A 16738-nucleotide genomic window follows, 5' to 3' on the forward strand; every position below is an offset into this window, starting at 1 on the left:
AAGGACCATCCTCTGCCTCCTCACCCGACCCAGGGCTACGACGCAGATCGGCCCGACTGGAAACCGGGGCAGTGATGCGGCTGATGGCTATTGGACTTTGGGCCGTGCTCTGTCTTGCAGGCGTCCCCGTGATGGCCAACAGCAAACCATTTGTCTGCGCTAATGAAAAAGACCATCTGCCGCCGCTGGATCCGCAAGCCGATGCTTGGTACCGCGAAGCAGCAGCCTTGGCCAAGCCCGATACTCTGCGGCCCTGGGGCCGTATCGTCGAGCTTTACAGCAAGGCAGTGGAGCGCGGTCATTGGAAGGCCATGCATAATTTGGCGAATCTTTATCGTACAGGGTGGCCCGGAGGAGTAGAAAAAGATCCGCAGAAGGCATTGGATCTCTATCAAAAGATGATAGATCTGGATGTGCCTCAGGGGTTCTATGATATGGGGGCAATGATTGGAAATCGCGCCGGGGTTAAAAACCCTGCAACTGACGGACTTACTTTTCTTGATAAGGCTGCTAGCCTAGGAAATCCGCCGGCACTAACCGAGCTAGGTAAGCTCTATATATATGTGGCCAAAAAAAAGGATTTGGGGTTGGCGTATACTCACTGTGCTGCTAGCCAGGGCCATGCGCCGGCTAGTTATGAGTTGGGGGCGTATTACAAGATAGTAGAGCATAATTTTCCAAAAGCATTGGGTTATTATCAGGCGTCAGTCTCTCAGGGCGGAAAGAGTGCGGCTTTATTTATCTCCGGTGTTTTTGATAAAGCCAGTCCTGATGTCGATAGAATGTGGTACGCCCCCGATGAGAAGCTGCACAAACTATATGATGGTATTTACGATCAACTTGCCGCTGATCCTGATTTGCGTTTTCCCAACTTGATAAAGGACCATCCTCTGCCTCCTCACCCGACCCAAGGCTACGACGTGGACCACCCAGACTGGAAGCCGGAGCGGTAAGTCCGCGAGGCGTGGGCCAGAACGACGTCCAAGGTTTCCAGCGGCAGGCCAGGCGGCAAATGCTACATCTGCACGGCCCGCAAACGCTCCTCGGCCTGGCGGGCGAGCATCCGCAGCAGCGGAGCGAGGGTGTGCGGCGGGGTTTCGTCGGCGCGGGTGATGGCGTAGAGGGTGACCGGGAAGGCCGGGCTCAATGGGCGGATTGCGGTGCTGTGCGGGTCGGCGCCGAGGGCGGTGAAGGGATCGACCAGCGCCAGGCCGGCCCCAGCCTCCACCAGGGCGCGGGCGAGGGCGTAGGTCTGCACGGCGATCTTCACCTGCGGCGGTGGCTCCACGGCGCTGAGGTAATCCTCCAGGCGGGCGAACAGCGGGTCGGCGGTGGACAGCCCGATCAGCGCTTCGCCGGCCAGCCCGGCCAGGCTCAGCGGCTGCCGGCGTTCCGCTTCGGGCCAGTGTTCGCGCGGCGCCAGGGCCACCAATACGCCGCTGGCGATGGCTTCGCCGCGCAGGCCGGGGTGTTCCGGCTGCTTCAGGCTCAGGGCCAGGTCCAGTTCGCGCATCAGCAGGCCCTGCACCAGCTCGCGCGAATGCAAGGTGGCCAGTTCGCAGCCGCTCTGCGGATAGCGCGCGCTCCATTCGCCGATCGCCCGCGGCAGCAGCGACAGCGCCAGGGCCGGGGTGGCGCCGATGCGCAGGCTGTGGCCCGGCTGGCGCCGCAGGTTCTGCGCCAGGCGCCGCACCGCCTGCAGGCTATCGCTGAGCTTGGCCACTTCGCGCTCCAGTTCCAGCGCTTCCGGAGTCGCCAGCAGCTTGCCGCGCACTCGCAAGAACAGCGGGAAGCCCAGTTGCTGCTCGGCGTGCTGGAGGACCTTGCTCACCGCCGGTTGGGACACATGCAGCAACTGTGCGGCGCCGCTGACCGAGCCAGCCTGGCGGATCGCCTGGAACACTTCGATATGGCGGAGCTTCATCGGCGCGATCCCATAACCTGGATTTATACCCTGGCCATCTTTATTCATTGTCCTACCGCTGTCATCCGCGCCTATCGTCGAAGCCCTGGAAAACACCTGGATAACGATTGTCATGGCTCAGCGGGTTTGCATCATCGGCGCCGGCGTGGTCGGCCTGGCCACGGCCTACGCCCTGGTTCGCGAAGGATTCGACGTGACCCTGGTGGAAGCGCGCGAGCGGGGCGGGCTGGAAACCAGCTACGCCAATGGCGGGCAGTTGTCCTATCGCTACGTGGCGCCATTGGCCGACAGCGGCGTGCCGGCCCAGGCGCTCGGCTGGCTGCTGCGCAACGATGCGCCGTTGCGCCTGCGGCCGCGCCTTGATCCGGCGCAGTGGCGCTGGCTGCTGGGCTTCCTCGCGGCCTGCCGCGGCTCGCTGAACCGCCGCAATGCCGCGCACCTGCTGCGCCTGGCATTGCTCAGCCAGCGCACCCTGCAGGCCTGGCGCGAGGAGGATGGCCTCGATGGCTTCGACTGGCGGCGCAACGGCAAGCTGGTGGCGTTTCGCCAACCGGCCAGCTTTGCGCGGGCCCGCCAGGGTCTGGCCGATCCTTCGGCGCAATTCGTCCTGACCGCCGCCGAGTGCCTCGCGCTGGAGCCGGCCCTGTCCGCCGCGCCCTTCGTCGGCGGCATCCACACGCCGGACGAGGAGGTCGCCGACTGCCATGCCTTCTGCGTGCAACTTGCCGAGCGCCTGCAGGCTTCCGGACATTGCCGGCAACTGCATGGCCGCAGGGTGACGAAGATCGTCGAGGGCGGCGCGGCGGTGCGTGGCGTCGAGGTCGGCGGCGATCTCATCGAGGCCGATCATGTGGTGCTGGCCGCCGGCTACCGCAGCGCCGAATTGATGCTGCCGGGCCTGCGCCTGCCGCTATACCCGCTCAAGGGCTATAGCCTGACCCTGCCGGTCGGTGCGCAGCACCGCGCGCCGGATACCAGCATCACCGATTACGACCGCAAGATCGTCTACGCGCGAATCGGCGAGCGGCTGCGGATCGCCGCGATGGTCGACATCGTCGGCTTCGACCCCGGCCTCGAGCCCGCGCGCCTGGCACTGCTGCGCCAGCAGGCGCGGGACACGTTCCCGCAGGGCGGCGATTTCGACGCCGCCGTCGAATGGGCCGGTATGCGCCCGGCCACGCCCACCGGGGTACCGCTGGTGGGCAACGGCGGCTACCGCAACCTCTGGCTCAACCTCGGCCACGGCGCGCTCGGCTTCACCCTGGCCTGCGGCAGCGGGCGCCTGCTGGCCGAGCAGATCGGCCGCCGCCCGCCGAGCATCGATACCTCTGGCCTGCTTCCGCGCGGCGCGCTGGCTGGCTGAATTCCCCTCGACCTGGAGCACTCCCATGGAACCGACCCGTATCGCCACCAACGACCGCCTGTCCGCCGCGGTCTGCTTCGACGCCCTGGTATTTCTTTCCGGCCAGGTGCCGGGCCAGGCCGAGGATATCCATGGCCAGACCCGCGAGGTGCTGGCGAAGATCGACGCGCTGCTGGCCGAGGCCGGGTCGCGCAAGGAGCGTATCCTCAGCGCGACCATCTACCTGAAGGACATCGCCCGCGATTTCGCCGCCCTGAACGAGGTCTGGACCCAGTGGTTGCCGACCGGCCAGGCGCCCAGCCGGACCACCGTCCAGGCGGAGCTGGCGCGTCCGTCGGTGCTGGTGGAGATCACCGTGGTGGCGGCCAGGGGCTGACTTTCTTTCCATAGCCATAAGAAAAAAGAGGCAGAACCTCCGATGAAAATCCTTGTATCCAGCACTCTCGCACTCTCCCTGTCGCTCGCCATCGGCGCCGCGCAGGCCGAGGAACTCAGCGGCACCCTGAAGAAGGTTGCCGACAACGGCACGATAACCCTGGGTTATCGCGATGCCTCGGTGCCTTTCTCCTACCTTGGCGATAACAGCGGCCAGCCCATGGGCTATTCGGTGGAACTGGCCGACAAGGTGGTGGAGCGGCTCAAAAGCACCCTCGGCAAGCCGGAACTCAAGGTGAAGTACAACCTGGTCACTTCGCAGACCCGTATCCCTCTGGTGCAGAATGGCACCGTCGACCTGGAGTGCGGCTCCACCGGGGTCACCGCCGAGCGGCAGAAACAGGTGGCGTTCTCCTACGGCTTCATCTACGTCAAGGGCCAGTTGCTGACCCGCAAGGACAGCGGCATCGCCCACTTCGACGACCTCAAGGGCAAGAACGTGGTGACCACCGCCGGCACCACCAACGAGCGCTACCTGAAGAACTACAACGCCGAACACAAGCTGGGGATGAACGTGGTCAGCGCCAAGGACCACGGCGAAGCCTTCCAGATGCTGCAATCGGGTCGCGCGGTGGCCTTCTACATGGACGATGCGCTGCTCTACGGCGAACGCGCCAAGGCGCGCCAGCCGCACGACTGGGTGGTGGTCGGCGAGCCGCAATCGCGGGAGATATACAGCTGCATGGTGCGCAAGGACGACCCGCAGTTCCTTGCCCTGGTCAACGAGACCCTGGCCGGGCTGTATCGCTCGGGCGAGATACAGGGCATCTACCAGCGCTGGTTCCAGCAGCCGATCCCGCCCAAGGGGTTGAACCTGGAGTTTCCCATGACCGCGGAGCTGAAGGCGATCCTCGAGAACCCCACCAGCGATCCGGTGCAGTGAGCGTCTAGCGCTGCAGGCCGAGGTGGCGGATCGACGGCGTCGGCGCGTCCAGGCGCGACCAGACGTCGTCGGCCAGTTCGGCCGGATAGAACGACGGCAGGCCAGGCAGTTCGTCGCGGGCGATCCAGCCGACCTCGCGGATATCGAACTCGTCGCCGCCCAGGCCCTTCAGGTTGGCCAGGGTCGGCTCGCCACGCCAGGCGTCGATGCGGTAGAACAGCTCCATGTGGAAGCGCCCGGCGGCGGGTTCGGCGAATTCGCGCACGTAGACCAGCGGGCCGACGTCCACCCGCAGGCCGGTCTCCTCGAAAAACTCGCGCCGGACGGTATCCTTCGTCGATTCGTCGCATTCCGACTCGAAGCCGCCGCCGGGCGGAATCCAGTAGATGTCGCCGCCGACCTCGTGGCGGACCAGCAGGATGCGTTGCTCCACCAGCAGCAGGCCGGCGGCGCGGATACGGTGTCGCAAGGCCTCGGCCATGCTCGCTCTCCCGGCGCCAGGCGCCGTTGCTTGGATTGATGGTTTCCTGTCTACCGGGGCGGACATGAAAGCCGCTCGGTTTTTTTCCCGGCGCCGAAGTATCATGCGCGGCAGAGCAAAGGACGGGCCCCGCTGTCGACGTTTGCGCCGGGGGCCGAACACATCGCCTCGGGAGCGCATCATGCTAGTTCTGTATCCGGAAATTAAACCCTACGCTCGCCACGAGCTGGCCGTCGACGAACCGCATGTGCTGTATGCCGACGAAAGCGGTTCGCCGGACGGACTGCCGGTCGTCTTCGTCCACGGCGGCCCCGGCTCCGGTTGCGATGCCCTGTCGCGTCGCTTCTTCGATCCCAACCTCTACCGTATCGTCACCTTCGACCAGCGCGGTTGCGGCCGTTCCACGCCCCACGCCAGCCTGGAGAAGAACAGCACCTGGGAGCTGGTGGCGGACATGGAGCGCCTGCGCGAGCACCTGGGTATCGAGAAGTGGGTGCTGTTCGGCGGTTCCTGGGGCTCGACCCTGTCGCTGGCCTACGCGCAGACCCATCCCGAGCGGGTCCATGCGCTGATCCTGCGCGGCATCTTCCTCTGCCGTCCGCAGGACATCCACTGGTTCTACCAGGAAGGCGCCAGCCGCCTGTTCCCCGACTATTGGGAAGACTATGTCGCGCCGATCCCGCCGGAAGAGCGCGGCGACCTGCTGGCGGCCTTCCACAAGCGCCTGACCGGTAGCGACCAGATCGCCCAGATGCACGCTGCCAAGGCCTGGTCGACCTGGGAGGGCCGCACCGCCACGCTGCGCCCCAACCCCATGGTGGTGGACCGCTTCACCGAGCCGGGCAGGGCGCTGTCGATCTCGCGCATCGAGAACCACTTCTTCGTCAACCAGGGCTTCCTCAGGCCCAACCAGTTGCTCGAGGACATGCACCGCATCGCCCATCTGCCTGGCGTGATCGTGCATGGCCGCTACGACGCCATCTGTCCGCTGGACAATGCCTGGGCCCTGCACCAGGCCTGGCCGAACAGCGAACTGCAGATCATCCGCGACGCCGGGCATACCGCCAGCGAGCCGGGGATAGTCGATGCGCTGGTGCGCGCCACCAACGAGATCGGCCGGCGACTGCTCGACCTGCCGCCGGAGGCCGAATGAAGGCATTGCTGCAGCGCGTCGGCGCGGCGCGGGTGGAGGTTGGCGGCGAAATCGTCGGCTCCATCGATCGCGGCCTGCTGGTGCTGGTCGGGGTCGAGCCCGAGGATGGCGAGCGTTGCGCGGCGAAGATGCTGCACAAGCTGCTCAACTACAGGGTGTTCGGCGACGACGAGGGCAAGATGAACCGGTCCTTGCTGGACGTGCAGGGCGGCTTGCTGCTGGTCTCGCAATTCACCCTGGCGGCGAACACCCGCAGCGGACTGCGTCCGAGCTTCTCCAGCGCGGCGCCGCCGGCGCAAGGAGAGGCGGTGTTCGAGCACCTGGTGAAACTGGCGCGGGAGGCCTATCCGCAGGTGGCGACCGGGCGTTTCGGCGCCGACATGCAGGTGCACCTGGTCAACGACGGGCCGGTGACCTTCCTGCTGGAGAGTTGATCGGCGTCGAGGGGATTTTCCCCAAGGTGCTTCAGGGAGGGATGGCGGGGCCGGAACGGTGAATTTTTGTGACAGATACATGGCCTTTTGTCACAACCTCGGTGCATCATCCGCACGCCGATTTCATGCTGTACAGGACAGGCCGGCATCCCGATGCCGGGCGGCGTGTCCTGCAACCCAATGGACGGGAATCATTCCGCCCGGGCAGGGTCGGAACCTCTGGGGTCGCTAGCCGACGAGCGGCATGCCCCCTGGTCTTCCAAGCCCGGTGCACGTAACGCGAATGACTGGAAACAGGCATTCTTTTTGTCAGATCGCGCCAAATCTGGCTATCTATCGGGTTTGGCAGCGAATGTGGCGAAACCATGTTCGACCGGCACTCCGGTGCCGTCGGAGACCCCTGAACGGTCAGGGCGTCTTCAGTAATTCATGTTCACGGACGAGGGGGCCTCGTGATTTTCCGTTCCGTTTCAAACACCGATTTCCGCGCCCGCGTGCGCACCCTGCTGCTTGCCGGCTCGACCGCGCTGGCATTCGTCGCCGCCCCGGTATGGGCGTTCAGCATCGACGACGTGGCGAGCAAGGCCAAGGACCTGGCCGGCGACAAGTATTCCGCGCCGACCAGCAACCTGCCATCGGAATTCAGCGAAATGAAATTCGCCGATTACCAGCAGATCCGTTTCATCAACGAGCGCGCCTACTGGGGCAAGCTGAAGACGCCGTTCAAGCTGAGCTTCTATCACCAGGGCATGCACTTCGACACGCCGGTGAAGATCAACGAGGTGACCGCTACCACGGTCAAGCCGATCAAGTACGATCGCACCAAGTTCGATTTCGGATCCCTGAAGTTCGACGAGAATGCCACCAAGGATCTCGGCTATGCCGGTTTCCGCGTGCTCTATCCGATCAACAAGGCCGACAAGCAGGACGAGATCGCCACCTTCCTTGGCGCGAGCTACTTCCGCGTGGTCGGCAAGGGCCAGGTCTACGGTCTGTCGGCGCGCGGCCTGGCGATCGATACCGCGCTGCCTTCGGGCGAAGAGTTCCCGCGCTTCCGCGAATTCTGGATCGAGCGGCCGAAGGCGCAGGACAAGCAACTGGTGATCTACGCCCTGCTCGACTCGCCGCGGGCCACCGGCGCCTACCGCTTCGTGCTGCGTCCGGGCAAGGATGCGGTGATGGATGTCCAGGCCCGCGTGTTCCTCCGCGACAAGGTCAGCAAGCTGGGCCTGGCGCCGCTGACCAGCATGTACCTGTTCGGCTCCAACCAGCCGTCCGAGCAGCACAACTTCCGGCCCGAGCTGCATGACTCCAGCGGCCTGCAGATCCATGCCGGCAACGGCGAGTGGCTGTGGCGTCCGCTGAACAATCCGAAGCACCTGTCGGTGAGCACCTTCAGCGTGGAGAACCCGAAAGGCTTCGGCCTGCTCCAGCGCGGCCGCGAGTTCTCCCGCTACGAAGACCTGGATGACCGCTACGACCTGCGTCCGAGTGCCTGGATCGAGCCGAAGGGCGACTGGGGCAAGGGCACCGTGGAACTGGTGGAAATCCCGACCCCGGACGAAACCAACGACAATATCGTCGCGTTCTGGAACCCCGAGACCCAGCCTGAGGTCGGAAAGCCGCTGGACTTCGCCTACCGCCTGCACTGGACCATGGATGAAGACGAGCTGCACGACCCGAAATCCTCCTGGGTCAAGCAGACCATGCGCTCGGTCGGCGACGTGAAGCAGAAGAACCTGATCCGCCAGCAGGACGGCAGCACCGCCCTGGTCGTCGACTTCGAAGGGCCGGCCCTGAAGGACCTGGCGCCGGACGCGCCGGTGACCACCCAGGTCAGCACCGACAGCAACGCCGAGGTGGTGGAGAACAGCCTGCGTTACAACCCGGTCCTGAAAGGCTGGCGCCTGACGCTGCGGATCAAGGTCAAGGATCCGAAGAAGCCGGTGGAAATGCGCGCGGCGCTGGTCGACGAGGCGCAGAAGCCACTGAGCGAAACCTGGAGCTATCAGCTGCCTGCCGATGAATAACCCATCCACTACGAAAGCACCGCTGGCCGACTACCTCGCTCATCTTCCCCTGGCGGAAGAGGAGCGGGAGCGGCTTGGCGAGTCCGCTTCCTTCTCCGAGCTGCACGCTCGCCTGGCGGGAGCGGAAGGCGCCGCTGCCGATGCCGGGGGCGATCCCGCCCTGGCCTCGGTACGCGCCCGCCTGCAGCTGGGCACCCCTGAGCTGGACGACGCCGAGATGTTCGGCGTCGACGCCCAGGGTCGCACCTTCCTCAAGATTTCCCCGCCGATCCGCCGTACCAAGGTGATTCCCGAGCCCTGGCGCACCAACATCCTGGTGCGCGGCTGGCGTCGGCTGACCGGACGCAGCAACCCGCCCAAGCCCAAGCGTGCCCTGCCGCGGGCCCGCTGGCAGCGGGTCGGCTCGCTGCGCCGGTTCATCCTGCTGTTGTTGATGCTGGCGCAGACCTCGGTCGCCACCTACTACATGAAAGGCATCCTGCCCTACCAGGGCTGGGCCTTCGTCGACCTGGAGGAGCTGGCCCAGCAGAGCCTGCTGGATACCGTCCAGCAGGTGCTGCCCTATGTCATCCAGTTCGGCATCCTGGCGCTCTTCGCGATCCTCTTCTGCTGGGTCTCGGCCGGCTTCTGGACCGCGCTGATGGGCTTCTGGGAGCTGCTCACCGGGCGTGACCGCTACCGGATCTCCGGCAGCAGCGCCGGCAGCGAGCCGATCGCCGCCGACGCCCGCACGGCGATCGTCATGCCGATCTGCAACGAAGACGTGCCGCGGGTATTCGCCGGCCTGCGGGCGACCGTCGAGTCGATGGCCGCCACCGGCGAGATGGAGCGCTTCGACTTCTTCGTCCTCAGCGACACCAACGACCCGGATATCGCCGTCGCCGAGCAGCAGGCCTGGCTCGAGCTGTGCCGCGAGACCAAGGGCTTCGGCAAGATCTTCTACCGTCGCCGCCGGCGTCGGGTGAAGCGCAAGAGCGGCAACATCGACGACTTCTGCCGGCGCTGGGGCGGCGACTACCGCTACATGGTGGTGATGGACGCCGACAGCGTGATGAGCGGCGACTGCCTGGCCAAGCTGGTACGCCTGATGGAGGCCAATCCTGAGGCGGGGATCATCCAGACCGCGCCGAAGGCGTCCGGCATGGACACCCTGTATGCGCGCATGCAGCAGTTCGCCACCCGCGTCTACGGCCCGCTGTTCACCGCCGGCCTGCACTTCTGGCAACTCGGCGAGTCGCACTACTGGGGCCACAACGCGATCATCCGCATGCAGCCCTTCATCGACCACTGCGCCCTGGCGCCGTTGCCGGGCAAGGGCTCGTTCGCCGGCGCGATCCTGTCCCACGACTTCGTCGAGGCTGCGTTGATGCGCCGTGCCGGCTGGGGCGTGTGGATCGCCTACGACCTCGACGGCAGCTACGAAGAACTGCCGCCGAACCTGCTCGACGAACTCAAGCGCGACCGCCGCTGGTGCCACGGCAACCTGATGAACTTCCGCCTGTTCCTGGTCAAGGGCATGCACCCGGTGCACCGCGCGGTGTTCCTCACCGGGGTCATGTCCTACCTGTCGGCGCCGTTGTGGTTCTTCTTCCTGGTGCTTTCCACCGCGCTGCTGGCGGTGCACCAACTGATGGAGCCGCAGTACTTCCTGGAACCGCGGCAGCTGTTCCCGATCTGGCCGCAGTGGCATCCGGAGAAGGCCATCGCGTTGTTCTCCACCACCCTGACCCTGTTGTTCCTGCCCAAGCTGCTCAGCGTAATGCTGATCTGGGCCAAGGGCGCCAAGGGTTTCGGCGGGGTGATCCGGGTGACCCTGAGCATGCTTCTGGAGATGTTCTTCTCGGTGCTGCTGGCGCCGGTGCGCATGCTCTTCCACACCCGCTTCGTGCTGGCCGCCTTCCTCGGCTGGTCGGTGCAGTGGAACTCGCCGCAGCGCGACGACGACGCCACGCCCTGGAGCGAGGCGATCCGCCGGCACGGCATGCAGACTCTACTGGGTATCGCCTGGACCCTGCTGGTGGCCTGGCTCAACCCGCGCTTCCTGTGGTGGCTGTCGCCGATCGTCGGTTCGCTGATCCTGTCGATCCCGGTATCGGTGATCTCCAGCCGGGTGAAGCTGGGCCTGCGCGCCCGCGACGAAAAGCTGTTCCTGATCCCGGAGGAGTACGACACGCCGCGCGAGCTGCGCGCCACCGACGAGTACACCTACGAGAACCGCTGGCATGCGCTCAAGGATGGCTTCCTCAAGGCCGCCGTCGATCCGTTGCTCAACGCCCTGGCCTGCGCCATGGGCACGGCTCGCCACAACCGTGCGCAGGCCATCGAGACGGTGCGTGGCGAGCGTATCGGCAAGGCCATCGATAAGGGCCCGGAACAGCTCGACGGCGCCACGCGCCTGGCTCTGTTGAGTGACCCGGTAGCACTTTCGCGCCTGCATACGCGGGTCTGGGAAGAGGACCGCGACGACTGGCTCGGCCGCTGGCGCAAGGCCGAGGCGGACGACCCCCACGCCGCCAGCGTACCGCTGGCCCAGGTAGTGCCCGGCGACGCCGGCCTGCTGCCCGCCGCCCAGTCCTGATCCCATGCCCCCGGCGGAACGCCGCCGGGGGCATGGTCTGTTTCTTGCCTGTTTTCCCCGTGCGGCGCTGCTGTTACCCTGCGCCGGCAATCCAGAAAGTCTCGTATCGTTCGCCAGCTGAGGTACTATCGGCCGCCTTTTGCGCAGCCGGTCATGGCCTGCTGCCCGCCCGGGACGGCGACACGACGAGAGCATCCGTTCGACGACTGTGTTTCTAAGACTGCTGGGGATTGGGGAATGAAAAAGTATCTTGCTTCATTGGTTCTGGGCGTCTGCGCCCTGGTGGGCGTGGCTTCGGTCCAGGCGGCCGGCGCGGTGGAGGACGCGGTCAAGCGCGGCACCCTGCGGGTCGGCATGGACCCGACCTACATGCCGTTCGAGATGACCAACAAGCGCGGCCAGATCATCGGCTTCGAAGTCGACCTGCTCAAGGCCATGGCCAAGTCCATGGGCGTCAAGCTGGAGCTGGTCTCCACCAGCTACGACGGTATCATCCCGGCGCTGCTGACCGACAAGTTCGACATGATCGGCTCGGGCATGACCCTGACCCAGGAGCGCAACCTGCGCCTGAACTTCTCCGAGCCCTTCATCGTGGTCGGCCAGACCCTGCTGGTGCGCAAGGAACTGGAAGGCAAGATCAAGTCCTACAAGGACCTGAACGATCCGCAGTACAGCATCACCTCGAAGATCGGCACCACCGGTGAGATCGTTGCCCGCAAGCTGATCAGCAAGGCCAAGTACCACGGCTTCGACAACGAGCCGGAAGCGGTGATGGACGTGGTCAACGGCAAGGCCGACGCCTTCATCTACGACTCGCCCTACAACGTGGTGGCGGTGAGCAAGTTCGGCGCCGGCAAGCTGGTCTACCTCGACCAGCCGTTCACCTACGAGCCGCTGGCGTTCGGCCTGAAGAAAGGCGACTACGACAGCATCAATTTCATCAACAACTTCCTCCATCAGATCCGCGAAGACGGCACCTATCAGCGCATCCACGACAAGTGGTTCAAGAACACCGAGTGGCTGAAGGAAATGGAATGAACCGCTGACGGCCCCCGCGAAGGGGGCCGTCGTACCTGCGCATTCCATCGTTCGAGAGAGTTTCCGTGACCAAGAAGAAACGTTCCGTCTGGCCCTGGCACCTGCTGACCGGGCTGATCCTGCTGGTCCTGGCCTGGGCGCTGTGGTTCTCCACCTCGCTGATTTCCTATGAATGGCGCTGGAACCGCGTTCCGCAGTACTTCGCCTACCAGGCCGAGGAGCCTTTACGGGCCAACGAGATCGGCCGGGTCGAGGCTATCGAGGAACAGGGCAGGGACGCGCGCGTCACGCTGCTTGGCGAGAGCGGCGAGAAGCAGGTCGTGACCGTTGCCCAGGACAGCCTGCAATTCTCCGAAGGCGACGACGTGGCCGAGGGCGACGCGGTCGGGGTGACCCGCCACTGGGCCGCCGGCCCACTGCTCTGGGGCCTGTGGACCACCCTCTGGCTATCGCTGGTGTCCGGTGCCATCGGTCTGGCTATCGGCCTGGTCGCCGGCCTCTGCCGGCTGTCGAAGAACCCGACCCTGCACGACCTGTCGACGATCTACGTCGAGCTGGTGCGCGGCACGCCGTTGCTGGTGCAGATCTTCATCTTCTACTTCTTCATCGGCACCGTGCTCAACCTGTCCCGCGAGTTCGCCGGGGTTGCGGCGCTGGCGCTGTTCACCGGCGCCTACGTGGCCGAGATCATCCGGGCCGGCGTGCAGTCCATCGCCCGCGGACAGAACGAGGCCGCCCGCTCCCTGGGCCTGAACGCCGGCCAGTCGATGCGCTACGTGATCCTGCCGCAGGCCTTCAAGCGCGTGCTGCCGCCTCTGGCCGGGCAGTTCATCAGCCTGGTCAAGGACACCTCGCTGGTCTCGGTGATCGCCATCACCGAACTGACCAAGAGCGGCCGCGAGGCGATCACCACCTCGTTCTCCACCTTCGAGATCTGGTTCTGCGTCGCCGCGTTGTACCTGCTGTTGAACCTGCCCCTTTCGCACATGGCATCCCGACTGGAGCGGAGGCTCGGACAAAGTGATTGAAGTACGCAACCTGCTGAAGGTCTTCGATACCCGCGGCCAGGTAGTGCGCGCGGTGGACGACGTGAGTACCCGCGTGGCCAGGGGCGAGGTACTGGTGGTGATCGGTCCGTCCGGTTCCGGCAAGTCGACCTTCCTGCGCTGCCTGAACGGCCTGGAGGAGTTCGACGAAGGCTCGGTGAGCATCGACGGCGTCGACCTGGCCGACCCGAGGACCGACATCAATGCCTACCGCCGCGAAGTCGGCATGGTGTTCCAGCATTTCAACCTGTTCCCGCACATGACCGTGCTCGAGAACCTCTGCCTGGCCCAGCGCGTGGTGCGCAAGCGCGGCAAGGCCGAGCGCGAGGCCAAGGCGCGGGCGCTGCTGGCCAAGGTCGGTATCGGGCAGAAGGCCGACGAATATCCCTCGCGCCTGTCCGGCGGCCAGCAGCAGCGCGTGGCGATCGCTCGCGCGTTGTGCATGGACCCCAAGGTGATGCTGTTCGACGAACCGACCTCGGCGCTCGATCCGGAGATGGTCGGCGAAGTCCTCGACGTCATGAAGACCCTGGCCGTGGAAGGCATGACCATGGTCTGCGTGACCCACGAGATGGGCTTTGCCCGCGAAGTGGCCGACCGCGTGCTGTTCTTCGACCACGGCAAGCTGCTGGAGGACGCGCCGCCGGCGCAGTTCTTCGACAATCCGCAGGACCCGCGGGCCCAGGCCTTCCTCCGCCAGGTCCTCTAGTACCGCGCTAGGCGAACGGCTTGCCCGGCGGCGGCAGGAGCGACGTCGGACTCTGCCGCGCGGCCGGCTGGATATCGTTGTCCTCCAGCCAGTCCAGCGCCCATTCGCGCAGGCGCTCGTTCTGGTAGCGGTACCAGTCCTGCAACAGTTCCGGGTACTCCATCAGAGAGTGCTTGAAGGCCTTGAACGGCTTGCGGCTCTGCAGCGCGTTGGCGAGCGTCGCATAGGCGTGCGGCTCTTCCACCTCGCGGAGGAAATCCTGCATCAGTCCCAGCGACTGGGTGGTGCTCAGCGGGTCGATCAGCAGCAGGCGTTCCGGCTCGTTTTCCAGCAATGCGTCCAGTTCGGGATCGGGCGCCTCGGCGGAGATCAGCAGCACCTTGCCGCTGTACAGGTCGAGGTAGTGGTCGATTCCCGGGGTATCCAGGGCGAAGGCCAGTTCGTCGATATCGATGGTCATCGGGCGCATGGCGTCATCTCCCAAAAGGCGAAAGCCTGATCCTACGCAAAGGTGCCCCTCCTGTCCGCTTTCGATGGACGGGAGGGGCTGCCGATGCAAGGAGGATCCTCTCGGGATGTTACAGGCGGAAGCGTCCCACCTGTGCCTGCAACTGCGTGCCCAGGCGCGCCAGCTCGCCGCTGGAGGCGGCGGTCTGCTCGCTGGCGGCGGCCGACTGCTCGGCGACGTCGCGTACGCTGAGGACGCTGCGGTTGATCTCCTCGGCCACCGTGCTCTGTTGCTCCGCGGCAGTGGCGATCTGCAGGTTCATGTTCTGGATGTCGGAGACGGTGCGGGTGATGCTGTCCAGCGCGGCGCCCGCGCGGCGCGCCAGTTCCACCGTGCTGGCGGTCAGCGAGCGGCTGTTCTCCAGGCGTTCGGCGGCTTCGCCGGCGCCCTGCTGGAGACGCTGGATCAGGCCCTCGATCTCGGCGGTGGACTGCTGGGTGCGCTGGGCCAGGCCGCGGACCTCGTCGGCGACCACCGCGAAGCCGCGTCCGGCGTCGCCGGCGCGTGCCGCTTCGATGGCTGCGTTGAGCGCCAGCAGGTTGGTTTGCTCGGCCACCGACTTGATCACGTCGAGGACGCTGCCGATCTGCTCGCTCTCGTTCTTCAGGCGCGCCATGGCTTCGCTGGAAACGTCCATTTCGCTAGCCAGGCGCTCGATGCGGGTCACCGCCTGGTCGACCACCGCGTCGCCCTGGCGCGCCTCTTCGTCGGCCTGGCGAGCGGCCTGGGAAGCCAGTTCGGCGTTGCGCGCGACGTCCTGCACGGTGGCGGCCATCTCGTGCATGGCGGTGGCGACCTGGTCGGTCTCCACTTTCTGGCTGTTGACCCCGGCGCGGGTCTGCTCGGTGACCGCCGAGAGTTCCTCGGCGGAGCTGGCCAACTGGCTGACGCCGTCGCCGATCCGCCCGACCAGCTCGCGCAGGCTGTCGCCCATGCGCTGCATGACTCGCTGCAACTGGCCCAGTTCGTCGCGGCGCTGGAGGGTCAGGGGATTCTGCGGACGCTTGCCGAGGTCGCCGGCGGCGATGGCCTCGGCCTGCGCGAGGGCTTCGTCCAGCGGCCGGACGATCTGCCGGTTGATCGCCCAGCCGGCGACGCAGCCGAAGGCCAGGGCCAGCGCGGCGATCAGCCAGAGGCTGGCGCGGTCGCGGCTGGCGGTGCTCTCGCGCAATTGGCGACCGGCTTCGGTGAGGGTCCGGCCGGCCCGGGCCATATCCTGGGTGCTGCTTTGCATCGCTTGCTGCGCCTGGCGCGTGCGGATGACGCCGGCACGGAACTGCTCGATCCCGCCACGATAGCCCTGGAGGCTACCCATGGCCTGTTCCAGCGCCGCATCGGCCTCGCCGGGCAACTGGCCACGCAGCGTCGTGGCGGCCTGGCGGAGGGCGTCGAACGCGGCGAACGCGGCCTGCTCGGCCTTGTCGCTGCGTTCGAAGACGTAGCCGCGCACCTGGTAACGCACCATGAGCAACTGTTGGTGCAGGTCGGCCACCGCACGGCTACGTTGCAACGCCTGCGGGTCGCCGGCCTGCTGCGCGAGGCTGGCGTCCATCAGTTCCTCGAGGCGGGCGAAGCTGTCCAGCGCCTGCTGTGCAGTGCCCACCAGCACACCACGGGCGGCGCTGCGTTGCTGATCGGCTGCGGCGAGGTCGTCGAAAGCCTTGCGGTAGGCTTCGATGGCTTCGGTCTGGTGGGCCAGGGCGGCCGGGTCGAGCTCGCTGTCGCGCAGCGCCTGCAGGCGCTGGAGCATCCCGGCCAGGGTCTGGCGGACCTGCTCGGCCTGGCGCGGGTCGCTGCCGGCTTCGAAGGCCAGGCGGCCTTGTTCGGCTTGCTGGGTCTGTTCCATCAGGCTGGCGACTTCGGCGAGCTGCTCGCTGAGGGCGGTCTGGTGCGTGAGGGTGCGGTTGCTGCTGATCACCACCAGCAGAAGCAGCGCGAGGAGGACACCGAAACCGACCATCAGCTTGCGGCTGACGCTCAGCTTGGCCAGTTGGAGAACCCACCAATCGTACATCGTCATTACTCCAGGCAGTGCGACACCCTGGGTTGGCAGCCCCATGGCGTGGCGGAACAGGTAATGGCTCAGCGTCGTCGCGTCCGGCGTGCGGGCGCGGAGGGCCGGTACGTGGCCGGCGGGCGAGGTCTTATGGTTGTCG

Annotated in this window: 15 protein-coding genes and 1 pseudogene; 12 read left to right on the forward strand and 4 right to left on the reverse strand. The window is 65.9% G+C overall.

The window, feature by feature from the left end; all coding sequences use genetic code 11:
• Together HMPREF3014_RS35270 and HMPREF3014_RS34225 are read left to right on the forward strand one after the other, a co-directional pair.
• Positions 1-75, forward strand: a pseudogene (locus HMPREF3014_RS35270) (hypothetical protein); the annotation flags it as partial.
• A gap of 8 nt (positions 76-83) precedes the next feature.
• Positions 84-953, forward strand: coding sequence for a tetratricopeptide repeat protein (locus tag HMPREF3014_RS34225; RefSeq protein ID WP_078451320.1), 870 nt, complete (start codon positions 84-86; stop codon positions 951-953).
• A 62-nt stretch (positions 954-1015) separates the two neighbouring features.
• On the opposite strand, the gene HMPREF3014_RS30555 is transcribed toward HMPREF3014_RS34225, so the two are convergent.
• The gene (locus tag HMPREF3014_RS30555; protein ID WP_003121218.1) at positions 1016-1972 is read right to left on the reverse strand and encodes a LysR family transcriptional regulator; all 957 of its coding nucleotides are present in this window, start codon (positions 1970-1972) and stop codon (positions 1016-1018) included.
• Between the two features lie 64 nt (positions 1973-2036).
• Here HMPREF3014_RS30555 and HMPREF3014_RS30560 point away from each other — a divergent pair, with 64 nt between their 5' ends.
• From HMPREF3014_RS30560 to HMPREF3014_RS30570, 3 genes are read left to right on the forward strand one after another with little or no spacing between them, the layout of a single operon-like run.
• Entirely contained in the window at positions 2037-3287 is a 1251-nt protein-coding gene (locus tag HMPREF3014_RS30560; RefSeq protein WP_003123626.1) for a D-amino acid dehydrogenase, read from the forward strand.
• Between the two features lie 25 nt (positions 3288-3312).
• Positions 3313-3663, forward strand: coding sequence for a RidA family protein (locus HMPREF3014_RS30565; RefSeq protein ID WP_003095925.1), 351 nt, complete (start codon positions 3313-3315; stop codon positions 3661-3663).
• A gap of 42 nt (positions 3664-3705) precedes the next feature.
• A complete protein-coding gene (locus tag HMPREF3014_RS30570; protein ID WP_003103446.1) occupies positions 3706-4605 on the forward strand; it encodes a transporter substrate-binding domain-containing protein in 900 nt (299 codons plus the stop codon).
• Between the two features lie 4 nt (positions 4606-4609).
• Here HMPREF3014_RS30570 and HMPREF3014_RS30575 read toward each other — a convergent pair whose 3' ends face one another.
• Positions 4610-5086, reverse strand: a complete 477-nt coding sequence (locus tag HMPREF3014_RS30575) for an NUDIX domain-containing protein (protein ID WP_023087876.1) — start codon at positions 5084-5086, stop codon at positions 4610-4612.
• Between the two features lie 181 nt (positions 5087-5267).
• Between HMPREF3014_RS30575 and pip the strand changes: the two genes are divergently transcribed.
• The 7 genes from pip (at position 5268) to HMPREF3014_RS30610 (ending at position 14074) form a co-directional block, all read left to right on the forward strand.
• Complete coding sequence (gene pip / locus HMPREF3014_RS30580) at positions 5268-6239, forward strand: prolyl aminopeptidase (RefSeq protein WP_003095918.1); 972 nt, start codon at positions 5268-5270, stop codon at positions 6237-6239.
• Positions 6236-6673, forward strand: a complete 438-nt coding sequence (gene dtd / locus HMPREF3014_RS30585; RefSeq protein ID WP_003103447.1) for a D-aminoacyl-tRNA deacylase — start codon at positions 6236-6238, stop codon at positions 6671-6673. Before pip ends, dtd begins: the two co-directional genes overlap by 4 nt.
• 452 nt (positions 6674-7125) lie before the next feature.
• Positions 7126-8703, forward strand: a complete 1578-nt coding sequence (locus tag HMPREF3014_RS30590) for a glucan biosynthesis protein G (RefSeq protein ID WP_003095915.1) — start codon at positions 7126-7128, stop codon at positions 8701-8703.
• Complete coding sequence (mdoH, locus tag HMPREF3014_RS30595) at positions 8696-11281, forward strand: glucans biosynthesis glucosyltransferase MdoH (RefSeq protein ID WP_003103448.1); 2586 nt, start codon at positions 8696-8698, stop codon at positions 11279-11281. The genes HMPREF3014_RS30590 and mdoH overlap by 8 nt, the downstream gene beginning before the upstream one ends.
• Before the next feature lie 237 nt (positions 11282-11518).
• Entirely contained in the window at positions 11519-12319 is an 801-nt protein-coding gene (locus HMPREF3014_RS30600) for a transporter substrate-binding domain-containing protein (protein WP_003095910.1), read from the forward strand.
• A gap of 65 nt (positions 12320-12384) precedes the next feature.
• Positions 12385-13347 (forward strand): amino acid ABC transporter permease, encoded by a 963-nt coding sequence (locus HMPREF3014_RS30605; protein ID WP_003103450.1) that lies wholly within the window; start codon positions 12385-12387, stop codon positions 13345-13347.
• A complete protein-coding gene (locus tag HMPREF3014_RS30610) occupies positions 13340-14074 on the forward strand; it encodes an amino acid ABC transporter ATP-binding protein (RefSeq protein ID WP_003095906.1) in 735 nt (244 codons plus the stop codon). Before HMPREF3014_RS30605 ends, HMPREF3014_RS30610 begins: the two co-directional genes overlap by 8 nt.
• Positions 14075-14081: 7 nt before the next feature.
• Here the strand turns inward: HMPREF3014_RS30610 and HMPREF3014_RS30615 are convergent, their stop codons facing one another.
• A complete protein-coding gene (locus HMPREF3014_RS30615; protein ID WP_003095904.1) occupies positions 14082-14543 on the reverse strand; it encodes a UPF0158 family protein in 462 nt (153 codons plus the stop codon).
• A 109-nt stretch (positions 14544-14652) separates the two neighbouring features.
• Positions 14653-16596, reverse strand: coding sequence for a methyl-accepting chemotaxis protein McpK (locus tag HMPREF3014_RS30620; RefSeq protein ID WP_003121214.1), 1944 nt, complete (start codon positions 16594-16596; stop codon positions 14653-14655).
• Between the last annotated feature and the right edge of the window lie 142 nt (positions 16597-16738).

This window comes from Pseudomonas sp. HMSC065H01 (genome assembly GCF_001815235.1).
GTDB lineage: Bacteria > Pseudomonadota > Gammaproteobacteria > Pseudomonadales > Pseudomonadaceae > Pseudomonas > Pseudomonas aeruginosa.

Excerpts from the sequence above, each read along its gene's own strand:
- HMPREF3014_RS30600 (WP_003095910.1), top strand. The coding sequence starts at position 11,519 with ATGAAAAAGTATCTTGCTTCATTGGTTCTGGGCGTCTGCGCCCTGGTG.
- mdoH (WP_003103448.1), top strand. The coding sequence starts at position 8,696 with ATGAATAACCCATCCACTACGAAAGCACCGCTGGCCGACTACCTCGCT.
- HMPREF3014_RS30620 (WP_003121214.1), bottom strand. The coding sequence starts at position 16,596 with ATGTACGATTGGTGGGTTCTCCAACTGGCCAAGCTGAGCGTCAGCCGC.
- dtd (WP_003103447.1), top strand. The coding sequence starts at position 6,236 with ATGAAGGCATTGCTGCAGCGCGTCGGCGCGGCGCGGGTGGAGGTTGGC.
- HMPREF3014_RS30560 (WP_003123626.1), top strand. The coding sequence starts at position 2,037 with ATGGCTCAGCGGGTTTGCATCATCGGCGCCGGCGTGGTCGGCCTGGCC.
- pip (WP_003095918.1), top strand. The coding sequence starts at position 5,268 with ATGCTAGTTCTGTATCCGGAAATTAAACCCTACGCTCGCCACGAGCTG.
- HMPREF3014_RS30575 (WP_023087876.1), bottom strand. The coding sequence starts at position 5,086 with ATGGCCGAGGCCTTGCGACACCGTATCCGCGCCGCCGGCCTGCTGCTG.
- HMPREF3014_RS30565 (WP_003095925.1), top strand. The coding sequence starts at position 3,313 with ATGGAACCGACCCGTATCGCCACCAACGACCGCCTGTCCGCCGCGGTC.
- HMPREF3014_RS34225 (WP_078451320.1), top strand. The coding sequence starts at position 84 with ATGGCTATTGGACTTTGGGCCGTGCTCTGTCTTGCAGGCGTCCCCGTG.
- HMPREF3014_RS30570 (WP_003103446.1), top strand. The coding sequence starts at position 3,706 with ATGAAAATCCTTGTATCCAGCACTCTCGCACTCTCCCTGTCGCTCGCC.
- HMPREF3014_RS30615 (WP_003095904.1), bottom strand. The coding sequence starts at position 14,543 with ATGCGCCCGATGACCATCGATATCGACGAACTGGCCTTCGCCCTGGAT.
- HMPREF3014_RS30555 (WP_003121218.1), bottom strand. The coding sequence starts at position 1,972 with ATGAATAAAGATGGCCAGGGTATAAATCCAGGTTATGGGATCGCGCCG.